This is a genomic window from Gilliamella sp. App2-1 (assembly GCF_001690255.1).
In the GTDB taxonomy this organism is placed as follows: Bacteria; Pseudomonadota; Gammaproteobacteria; order Enterobacterales; family Orbaceae; genus Gilliamella; species Gilliamella apicola_G.
Genome location: NZ_LZGR01000047.1, coordinates 33704 through 44520, shown reverse-complemented (window position 1 = coordinate 44520; position 10817 = coordinate 33704). Strand labels below are relative to the sequence as shown.

At 37.6% G+C, this 10817-nt stretch carries 11 protein-coding genes and 1 other annotated feature; of the genes, 9 read left to right on the top strand and 2 right to left on the bottom strand.

Going from position 1 to position 10817, the window contains the following annotated elements; all coding sequences use genetic code 11:
• Window positions 1-359 precede the first annotated feature (359 nt).
• The gene (locus A9G22_RS06335; protein ID WP_065587294.1) at window positions 360-1343 is read left to right on the top strand and encodes an AEC family transporter; all 984 of its coding nucleotides are present in this window, start codon (window positions 360-362) and stop codon (window positions 1341-1343) included.
• 568 nt (window positions 1344-1911) lie between these two features.
• On the opposite strand, the gene A9G22_RS11395 is transcribed toward A9G22_RS06335, so the two are convergent.
• Window positions 1912-2058, bottom strand: coding sequence for a hypothetical protein (locus A9G22_RS11395; RefSeq protein ID WP_176700241.1), 147 nt, complete (start codon window positions 2056-2058; stop codon window positions 1912-1914).
• Between the two features lie 445 nt (window positions 2059-2503).
• Window positions 2504-2628 (top strand) — a sequence feature (His leader region).
• A 38-nt stretch (window positions 2629-2666) separates the two neighbouring features.
• Between A9G22_RS11395 and hisG the strand changes: the two genes are divergently transcribed.
• From hisG to hisIE, 8 genes are read left to right on the top strand one after another with little or no spacing between them, the layout of a single operon-like run.
• On the top strand, window positions 2667-3566 hold the full coding sequence (hisG, locus tag A9G22_RS06330) for an ATP phosphoribosyltransferase (protein ID WP_075508536.1): 900 nt from the start codon (window positions 2667-2669) through the stop codon (window positions 3564-3566).
• 4 nt (window positions 3567-3570) lie between these two features.
• The gene (gene hisD / locus A9G22_RS06325) at window positions 3571-4866 is read left to right on the top strand and encodes a histidinol dehydrogenase (protein WP_075508535.1); all 1296 of its coding nucleotides are present in this window, start codon (window positions 3571-3573) and stop codon (window positions 4864-4866) included.
• A gap of 15 nt (window positions 4867-4881) precedes the next feature.
• Complete coding sequence (hisC, locus tag A9G22_RS06320) at window positions 4882-5940, top strand: histidinol-phosphate transaminase (RefSeq protein ID WP_075508534.1); 1059 nt, start codon at window positions 4882-4884, stop codon at window positions 5938-5940.
• Between the two features lie 8 nt (window positions 5941-5948).
• Window positions 5949-7016 carry a bifunctional histidinol-phosphatase/imidazoleglycerol-phosphate dehydratase HisB gene (hisB, locus tag A9G22_RS06315; RefSeq protein ID WP_075508533.1) on the top strand — a complete coding sequence of 356 codons (1068 nt, stop codon included), beginning with the start codon at window positions 5949-5951 and terminating at the stop codon, window positions 7014-7016.
• Window positions 7017-7604, top strand: a complete 588-nt coding sequence (gene hisH, locus A9G22_RS06310) for an imidazole glycerol phosphate synthase subunit HisH (RefSeq protein WP_065587289.1) — start codon at window positions 7017-7019, stop codon at window positions 7602-7604.
• 17 nt (window positions 7605-7621) lie between these two features.
• Window positions 7622-8359: a 1-(5-phosphoribosyl)-5-[(5-phosphoribosylamino)methylideneamino]imidazole-4-carboxamide isomerase gene (hisA, locus tag A9G22_RS06305; RefSeq protein WP_065587295.1), complete on the top strand. Its 738-nt coding sequence runs from the start codon at window positions 7622-7624 to the stop codon at window positions 8357-8359.
• The gene (hisF, locus tag A9G22_RS06300; RefSeq protein ID WP_065587288.1) at window positions 8341-9117 is read left to right on the top strand and encodes an imidazole glycerol phosphate synthase subunit HisF; all 777 of its coding nucleotides are present in this window, start codon (window positions 8341-8343) and stop codon (window positions 9115-9117) included. Before hisA ends, hisF begins: the two co-directional genes overlap by 19 nt.
• The gene (gene hisIE / locus A9G22_RS06295) at window positions 9111-9737 is read left to right on the top strand and encodes a bifunctional phosphoribosyl-AMP cyclohydrolase/phosphoribosyl-ATP diphosphatase HisIE (protein WP_065587287.1); all 627 of its coding nucleotides are present in this window, start codon (window positions 9111-9113) and stop codon (window positions 9735-9737) included. The genes hisF and hisIE overlap by 7 nt, the downstream gene beginning before the upstream one ends.
• Window positions 9738-9811: 74 nt before the next feature.
• Here the strand turns inward: hisIE and cysB are convergent, their stop codons facing one another.
• A complete protein-coding gene (cysB, locus tag A9G22_RS06290; protein WP_075508532.1) occupies window positions 9812-10783 on the bottom strand; it encodes an HTH-type transcriptional regulator CysB in 972 nt (323 codons plus the stop codon).
• Window positions 10784-10817: the final 34 nt, after the last annotated feature.

Here is a 10817-nt window from a genome sequence, read left to right as displayed (position 1 = left end):
TACTAAATTCTAAGAAAATTTTTAATATTTTCTTGTTTTTTTAAGACAGTTAGTAGACCTTGATTTACACAAGGTTGAGAAGAATAAGTATAATGCTTCCTAAGTTACTATATTTTACATTTAAATATAACGAAGGTTTTTATATTGATAATGTCTTTAATTAAACATACTAAGTGCGAAATAGCATTTAATAATATCAAGTTTCAACAACGAAGAATATCGTTTTACATGTAATAAATATATTCGATTTTGTTACTCTCTTATTTTAGCTAGGTCTATAAATATAATATCTAATCTGAAGTTACCGACTAATTACCGAATTTGTATTTTTAGTAATATTATTTTAGGAGTTTTAAAAAATGAATCTGATCTGGTCTGCAGTTGGGCAAGTTGTAAGTTCTTGCCTTCCGGTTTTTTTATTAATTTTTCTTGGTTGGTTATGCGTACAACAAGGGATCTTTTCAAAAGATTCTAAAAAATTATTATCAGGGCTTGTATCAAACTTTGTCTTTCCGGCTTTGCTTTTTGTGCATACCTCGCATGCCAAACCATCGCAAATATTTAATGGTATTTGGATGATTGCGTTTTTCTGTACTATGTCATTTTTATGGATAATTTGTTTTTTAACAAATAAGTACATTTTGCATAAAGAATTAAAGTCAACAGCGATGAATGCAATGTTGTGCTGCTTTCCAAATATGGGGGGTATGGGGGTTCCTTTCTTAACGCTAATGTTGGGGGCTGCTTCCACTATTTCAGTCGCGATTGCTAATTTTGTTGTTGCCTTATCATTGATTCCAATGACAATATTCTTATTAGAACTCTGTGATACTAAAATGTCTGGCGGTAAAGTCACCGGCGATATGATCTTTAATGCGGTAAAAAACTCGCTCATGAAACCGATGTTTTTGGCCGTTATTTTAGGACTCATTGTTAGTGTAACCGATGGAACCCAATGGTTACCTCATTTTGTGTTTAACACCTTTGATATTATGTCAAATGCTTGTAACTTTATATCGCTTATTGCAGTTGGTGTGGGTATTCATGGTGTTCAATTAAAATTATCTAAACCATTAATGATCAATATTGTATTGAAAAGTTTTATTACACCAATTGTTGCACTTATTTCCGTATACCTATTTGGTATCACTGGTATGGAAGCAGAAGAATTAGTTTTCCTATTGGCAATGCCAACAGCATCAACAGCGGTTATTTTGGCTTACAATTGGAATGTTGAGCAAGAACAAGCATCAAGCATTTTCTTTGCATCAACTGTCTTATCTATCTTTATTTTACCAACCTTACTACTTATTATGGATTTCACCGTTCCTGGCGTTGCTTAACAAACGTTAAATATTAATGCTCTCATTTAGAGTTACCTAAGTGAGGGCATTGAATAACAAGTACTCTCTAATATAAAAATATAAAAAATCAAAACGACTTAATCCAAAAGAACTAAAAATCTAATTTTTCCACACAACCGCATAATGACTTGAAAGTTTTTGCTAAGTGTTTCAAGCTGTTCACCAATTCCTATTGGCTCAAATGCTATCTCATTATCTCGAATAGACTCTCTTAACTATTAAATATTGATAATTTTTAAGTCATCTGATAAAAAAAACAAACAACTTGTTTGCTGCGGCAACAATTAGCAGATTGTATAAAAGGCGTAAATATTCAAATCTTTCACGTGATAATCTTCTTTTCTAATAAAAATGAGCGGTAAATAAACCCCTAAAAATAACATAATTCAATATAAGTATCAAAAGTGAGATAAATGTAAGCTTACCTTCTTTTCCTAATATATTGGTACCATATAAATGGTACTATTATTTTTATTCATTTTTTAAAAGTTTTAATTTGAAAGTTTATAATTATTTATTATGATTTTATTTGGCATGAATAAACATTTCACAACTCATAACCGATGCCAAGCCCTGCTAATACTGACATCAAGCTATTATATATCGTTTGAGTTGGAATAGCTTTACCGTTAAATTCGAGATCGCAAGTGGTACAAGCATTATAAGTTAATATCGGTTTGATAACCAAGCTCACAAACACTGCGAGTAGTTGAATCGATGCACCTATGACTCATCATCTCACGCTATACTTTCTTGCTGTAATTTTAGGCTATTTTGTAATGTAAACTCTGTATTGACTAAAGGCAATTTACCTACTGGAAATTAATGATTTTGAATATCAATCATAATTAGTGCTTGTTTCATATTTTGCTCCTTGGTTATCTTTCTATTTATAATTATGTGACAACTTTGTTTCTAGAAAAAATTGAGTATTATTATCGTTATAAAGTTAATCATCAATTAAAGCAGATAGTTTAATTGGCTTAAATTGATTCTACAGGTTATTAAATAATTCTTTAAAATTGAAAAAAGAGTTGCGAGCAAGTAAATTCTGTTATATTTTGTTCAATAGATTTAATTATTAACTCAGTTAAAGGTTTTTATTTTATGATTTGTTTTTGCGTTTTTGTGACTAAACATCATCATCACCATCATTCCTGAATAGTCTTTGGGCGATTGGTGCTGGAAGACGTTGATCTTCCGGTGATATCGCGAAAACAAATGGAGAACCCTCGGAAGATCAATCTTCCGGGGGTTTTTTGTTTGTGATTTATAAATTTTTTGGATAAGTTGGAGAATATTATGTTGGATAATTCGCGTTTACGCATTGCGATGCAAAAATCAGGTCGTTTAAGTGATGAGTCAAAAAAATTACTGGCACAATGTGGCATTAAGATTAATCTGCAAGAACAACGGTTAATTGCTTTTGCCGAAAATATGCCCATCGATATCTTGCGAGTTCGAGATGATGACATTCCCGGTCTGGTGATTGATGGCGTTGTCGATATTGGGATTGTCGGCGAGAATGTATTAGAAGAAGAAGTATTAGACCGGCAAGCCGAAGGCGAAAATCCACAATTCAAAAAATTACGCAGTTTAGATTTTGGTGGATGTCGTTTATCGATAGCTGCGCCTCGTGATTTTGTTTATACAGGTCCTGAATGTTTGAATGATCTGCGTATTGCGACCACTTATCCTCACCTGCTACGCCGTTATCTTGCACAATATAATGTTACCTTTAAAACCTGTTTGCTTAATGGTTCGGTCGAAGTTGCACCGCGCGCAGGACTTGCTGATGTGATTTGTGATTTGGTTTCAAGTGGCGCAACACTTGAGGCAAACGGTCTTAAAGAGATAGAAATTATCTATAAATCAAAAGCCTGTTTAATTCAGCGCCAAGGCGAAATACCACCAGTAAAACAAGCACTGATAGATAAAATCATGACTCGAATTCAAGGTGTCATTCAGGCACGTGAATCCAAATATATAATGCTACACGCCCCAACCGCCGTTTTAGAAGATGTAGTTGCCCTACTTCCAGGCGCAGAAAATCCAACCATTTTACCTTTAACTGGTGAACAAAATCGTGTTGCGCTACATATGGTGAGCAGTGAAACACTCTTTTGGGAAACCATGGAAAAACTAAAAGCATTAGGCGCTAGCTCAATTCTTGTCTTACCAATTGAAAAAATGATGGAGTAATAATATGAAACTCTCTTATTGGCAACAATGTACAAATGAACAACAAATAGCGCTATTGACACGCCCAGCGATCACAGCCTCTGATTCGATTAGCAAAGCAGTAGCAGATATTTTGGCTCAAGTTAAACAAAATGGCGATGAAGCATTAATAGCACTAAGCAACAAGTTTGATAAAGTTCAAATTAAGCAGATCAAATTAACTCAAGATGAAATTAAAGCAGCAACTAGTCGCGTTAATTCTGATTTAAAACAAGCCATGCAACTTGCTGTTGCTAATATTAACAAGTTTCACCAAGCACAAGTAAAACAAGCCATTACGGTTGAAACTATGCCAGGTGTAAAATGTCAGCAAGTGACCCGCCCTATTGATTCAGTGGGACTCTATATTCCGGGTGGTTCCGCCCCTTTATTATCAACCGTGTTAATGCTGGCAATACCGGCTAAAATTGCGGGTTGTCGTAAAGTGATTTTATGTTCGCCTCCACCGATTGCCGATGAAATATTATATGCAGCTGAACTTTGTGGCATTACCGAAATTTATCAACTTGGTGGAGCTCAAGCGATTGCTGCTATGGCATTTGGTACTGAATCGGTGCCTAAAGTGGCTAAAATTTTTGGTCCAGGCAATGCTTACGTTACCGAAGCCAAACGCCAAGTAAGTCAACGCTTTGATGGTGCCGCCATTGATATGCCTGCGGGTCCTTCTGAGGTGCTGGTTATTGCTGATAGTTCGGCAAACCCTGATTTTATTGCTGCCGATCTGTTATCACAAGCCGAACATGGTCCTGATTCGCAAGTGATACTGCTTACCCCTGACGAGGTCATTGCGCAAGCGGTATCAATCGCTGTCGATAAGCAACTTGCCCAACTATCGCGCAAAGAGATTGCGGAAAAAGCTTTGAAAGAGAGTCGCTTAATTGTAACGAAAGATTTAACTCAGTGCATTAACATCAGCAATCGTTATGGCCCCGAACACTTAATTATTCAAACAGCCAATGCGGATGAATTAGTTGAACAGATCACCAGCGCTGGTTCAATATTTTTAGGCAATTGGTCGCCTGAATCAGTCGGTGATTATGCTTCTGGGACTAATCATGTACTGCCAACATATGGCTATACCGCAACATATTCTAGCCTTGGGCTGGCTGATTTTCAAAAAAGAATGACAGTACAAAAATTATCGCCAGAGGGCTTAAAAGCAATCGGAAACGCTGTCGAACTTATGGCCGAAGCCGAACAACTCACCGCCCATAAACACGCGGTAACTTTACGCCTAGCGGCATTAAATTCAATGGGTTAAAAATAGGTGGATAACATGGATATCAATCAATTAGTCAGAAAAAATATTCAGAAACTAACGCCTTATCAATCCGCCCGTCGGATTGGCGGTAATGGTGATGTGTGGCTCAATGCGAACGAATACCCCGTCGCACCACATTTTGAATTAACCGAACAAACCTTAAACCGTTACCCAGAGCCACAACCAGAAAAAGTGATTCAGCGTTATGCTCAATATGCAGGTGTACAACCCGATCAGTTAATTGTTAGCCGCGGCGCTGATGAAGCTATTGAATTATTAATGCGTGCATTTTGCGAGCCTGAAAAAGACAGTATTTTGTACTGCCCACCAACTTATGGCATGTATCAAGTGAGTGCTGAAACGTTAGGCATAAAAACCAAAACAGTCCCAACCAAAGCCGATTGGCAGCTTGATCTTGAGGGTATTGAGCAGCATCTTGATGGCGTTAAACTGATTTATGTCTGTTCACCAAATAATCCAACGGGTAACTTAATTGATCCTGAGGATATTAAGGCGTTGCTCAATATTGCTAACAATCGTGCTTTAGTGGTGATTGATGAGGCTTATATTGAGTTTTCCCCTAACTCAACGGTGGTGAGTTGGCTTGCTAACTACTCTAATTTAGTGGTGTTACGTACACTATCAAAGGCATTCGCTTTAGCGGGATTACGTTGTGGTTTTACGATTGCGAATAAACCGGTGATTGATGCATTACAAAAAGTCATTGCCCCCTATCCACTCGCTACGCCTGTGGCCGATATTGCATCACAAGCGCTGAGTAAAGATGGCATTAATGCCATGAAGTTGCATGTAATCAATTTGAACAAACAAAAAGAAAAATTTGCCAGTTCGCTAGCACAGTTATCAGTTGTTGAAAAAATTTATCCGAGTTCGTCCAACTATTTATGTGTGAAGTTTCAAGATAATAAAGACGTGTTTAATATCTTATGGAATAGAGGGATTATTTTACGCGATCAAAGCAAGTCGATTGGTCAAAATAATATGATTCGAATCACCATTGGCACCCAAGCTGAGTGTGAAGCAGTAATTTCTGCGCTCAAGGCAATAAAATAGGAGCAAAAATGTTACAAAAATACTTATTTATTGATCGAGATGGTACATTAATTACCGAGCCTCCAATTGACTTTCAAGTTGATCGTTTTGATAAGCTGGCTTTTGAACCGAATGTGATCCCTGCTCTGCTTAAACTACAAGCAGCAGGGTACAAATTAGTGATGGTCACCAATCAAGATGGGCTGGGTACTAGCAACTATCCACAAGCAGATTTTGATGGACCGCATAATCTAATGATGCAGATTTTTAAATCACAAGGCATTAATTTTGAAGATGTGCTAATTTGCCCTCACTTTCCCGAAGATAACTGCGAATGTCGTAAACCTAAAATCCAATTAGTGTTTCCTTATCTTACCAGTGGTAAACTGGACAAACAAAATAGCTACGTTATTGGCGATAGGATAACGGACATTCAATTAGCTGAAAATATGCAAATCAAAGGGTTACGATATCATCCTGAAGATTTAAACTGGCACGAAATTGCGCAACGATTAACTGTCACTAATCGCTATGCTAAAGTTGAACGCAATACCAAAGAAACGAAAATATTAGTCGAAGTATGGCTCGATCGCCAAGGTGGCAGTCAAATTAATACGGGAATTGGTTTTTTTGATCATATGCTCGATCAAATTGCTACACACGGCGGTATTAAGCTCCATATTCAAGTAGCGGGTGATTTGCATATTGATGATCACCACACCATCGAGGATACTGGACTGGCGTTAGGCGAGGCACTTAAAATAGCACTCGGTGATAAACGCGGCATTACGCGTTACGCATCTGTTATTCCAATGGATGAGTGTTTAGCCAAGTGTGCAATTGATATTTCAGGGCGCCCTTATCTTAAATTTAAAGCCGAATTTACCCACCAAAAAGTAGGCGATATGAGCACACAAATGGTTGAGCATTTCTTCTACTCACTGAGTTATGCTATGGCTATCGCGTTACATATTGAAACCGAAGGCAATAATGATCATCACAAAGTTGAAAGCTTATTTAAAGCCTTTGCGCGCACATTAAAGCAAGCAATCAAAATTGAAAGTGATCGATTGCCAAGTTCAAAAGGAGTGCTATAAATGAAGATTGTCATTCTTGATACTGGCTGCGCTAATCTTTCATCGGTCAAATATGCTGTGCAACGGTTAGGTTATGATCCAATCATTAGCCTTGATCCTGATATCGTGCTAAGTTCAGACAAACTGTTTCTACCAGGGGTAGGCTCAGCAAGTTCAGCTATGCAAAAACTAAAAGAACGCAATTTAATAGAGCTTATCAAAGTTTGTACGCAACCGGTATTAGGGATCTGCCTTGGTATGCAACTTTTAGCAAATTACAGCAATGAAGGGTATGTGCATACTTTAGGAATTATCCCTGAAAACGTTGTTGAAATTCCTGATTATGGTCTACCTTTGCCACACATGGGGTGGAATCAAGTCTACCCAAAAGCCGGTCATCATCTTTTTCGAGATATTCCTGATGGTGCTTATTTTTACTTTGTACATGGATACGCGATGCCACTATGTTCAGCAACAATAGCAGAAACCAATTACGGCGAAAGCTTTACCGCTGCCGTACAAAAAGAAAACTTCTACGGCGTGCAATTTCATCCCGAGCGTTCTGGCTCAGCCGGTGCAAAATTGCTCAAAAACTTTTTGGAGATGTAACTATGACAACGTTTCCAATGATCATTCCTGCCCTTGATCTAATTGAAGGATCCGTTGTGCGATTACATCAAGGTGATTATGCGAAAAAGCGCAATTATGGCAATAATCCCCTTTTGCGTTTACAAGATTATGAAAAACAAGGCGCTAAACTATTGCATCTTGTTGATTTAACCGGAGCGAAAAATCCAACCGCGCGCCAAATTTCGTTAATACAAACGTTGATTAATGGCGTACAAGTGCCTATTCAAGTGGGTGGAGGCATTCGTACTGAAAAAGATATACAATCATTACTATCCGCCGGTGCCGCTCGCGTAGTAATTGGCTCAACAGCGATTAAACAACCCGAATTGGTCAAAATGTGGTTCACAAAATATGGCGCAGAAAGATTAGTGTTGGCTCTGGATGTTCGCATTGATAAACAAGGCAATAAATATGTTGCCATTCATGGCTGGCAAGAAGATTCAAAACAGACATTAGAACAAGTGATTGAGGATTATTTACCTTATGGTTTACAACATGTACTGTGCACGGACATTTCAAAAGATGGCACACTAAGTGGCTCAAACATTAAATTGTATCAAGAAATCAGCCAAAAATACCCACAAATTGCTTTTCAAGCATCTGGCGGTATTGGTCAGTTAAATGATGTTAAAGCACTACAAAATAGTGGCGTAGCAGGTGTGATTGTTGGCCGAGCTTTGCTTGAAGGAAAATTTACTGTTCAGGAGGCAATTTCATGTTGGCAAAAAGAATAATTCCTTGTTTAGATGTTCGCGATGGTCAAGTGGTTAAAGGTGTGCAATTTCGAAATCACGAAGTTATTGGTGATATTGTGCCTTTAGCAAAGCGCTATGCGCAAGAAGGGGCTGATGAATTGGTCTTTTATGATATTACCGCCTCGTCAGATGGGCGAGTGGTTGATAAAAGTTGGGTTGCAAAAGTGGCCGAAGTTATTGATATCCCCTTTTGTGTTGCTGGCGGAATTAAAACTGTTGAAGATGCTGGGCAAATATTAAGCTTTGGTGCCGATAAAATTTCGATTAATTCCCCTGCGATTGCCGATCCCAATTTAATTACAAGGCTTGCAGATCGTTATGGTGTGCAGTGTATTGTGGTTGGTATTGATACTTGGTATGACAAAGAATCAAACAATTATCATGTTTATCAATTTACAGGTGACGAAAAACGCACCGTTGCCACAAAATGGAATACGCTTGATTGGGTACAAGCGGTGCAAAAACGTGGTGCGGGCGAAATTGTTCTAAATATGATGAACCAAGACGGCGTTCGTAATGGGTATGATCTTAAGCAACTGAAAGCGGTTCGCGATATTTGCAAGGTACCGCTGATTGCTTCAGGTGGTGCGGGAAATATGGTGCATTTTTTACAGGCATTTGACCAAGCTGAAGTTGACGGTGCATTGGCAGCCTCCGTTTTTCATAAGCAAATCATTAATATTGGTGAACTTAAACAATATTTGGTACAACATGGAGTAGATATTCGATTATGTTAACTCAAAATTGCAATACCCAATTAAATTTACAACAACTTGATTGGCAAAAAGTAGATAATTTAATGCCGGTCATTATTCAGCATTATGTATCTGGTGATGTATTAATGCTTGGTTATATGAATCAAGAAGCGTTAATACAAACACAAAGCAGTGGTAAAGTCACTTTTTATTCACGCACCAAACAGCGCCTTTGGACCAAAGGTGAAACTTCTGGTAACGTTTTAAATATCGTGAGTATTTCGGCTGATTGCGATAATGATACGTTACTGATTTTAGTGAATCCAGTTGGTCCAACTTGCCATACCGGCACAACAAGTTGCTTTGCTAATGCTAAAAGCGAATGGGGATTTTTGTTTGAATTAGAGCAATTAATCGCTACACGAAAAAATGCCGATCCTAAGTCATCGTATACGGCAAAACTGTATCATGATGGCACAAAACGAATAGCGCAAAAAGTGGGAGAAGAAGGTGTTGAAACCGCCCTTGCTGCGACAGTTCATGATCGAGAAGAGTTAAAAAATGAATCTGCGGATTTGGTTTATCATTTATTAGTATTACTCCAAGATCAAAATCTGTCACTACAAGATGTGATTGGCATTTTAAAAACAAGGCATAAATAATAAAAATAATCAAAGTGCGAATCATATCGCACTTTGATTTACATCTTTTTTATTATGATAAAAAATAAATCAACTTAGCAAACAGGCAATTTTACTCCATTAAACATCGCTAATACTTCGATATTATTTTCACATAACATGAGTTTATCGACAGTTTGTCGATCCAAATGTGGTGAAAACTGCTGAATAAAATCATACATATAACTGCGTAAAAATAACGAACGAGCAAAAACGATATAGGTTGTACTGTAGGGGAAAATATGACCAGCACTCAGTACAACAAAATCATCCTCTGAAGTATTATTCACCGCCATTTTTGCGACAATGCCAATACCGACGCCCAATTTAACATAGGTTTTAATTAACTCAGCGTCTGTTGTACTAAAAACAATATTAGGCGACTGATTAGCGCGTAAGAAAGCTTGATTTAAATCTGAACCATCATTAGAAAAATCGTAACTGACTAATGGATATTTTGAAAGTTGTTCAATTGTAATTAAGCTGCTTTTGGCAAGTGGGTGATCTTTCATCACAATCACTGCTTGGTTCCAGTGATAGCAAGGTAAAGCAATCATATCATCGCTAAGCTGTGAAATGTCGGTCACAATAGCCAATTCGGCCTGCCCTGTTTGTGCTTGAGATATGCACTGCGGTGATGATCCTTGCTCCATATGCAAAGTAATATTTGGATATTGTTGCATAAACTGCTGGATCACAACAGGCAAGGCATAACGTGCTTGAGTATAAGTTGTGGTAATTGTTAATGAACCTTGATTTGGCTGACTAAATTCTTTGGCAATAATTTTAATATCGCTCGATTTATTGAGAATTTCTCGAGCAAGTGCAATAATTTTTTCACCAACAGGTGTCACTTCTGAAAGGTGCTTACCTACCCTGGTAAATATTTGAACGCCAAGCTCGTCTTCTAATAATTTTATTTGTTTGCTTATACCTGGTTGAGAGGTATACAGTTTTTCGGATGTTAGCGATACGTTAAGATCGTTATTAACGACTTCAACAATATAGCGTAATTGTTGCAATTTCATGACACACAAAAGCTCCTTTAACTGTATGCTTTTC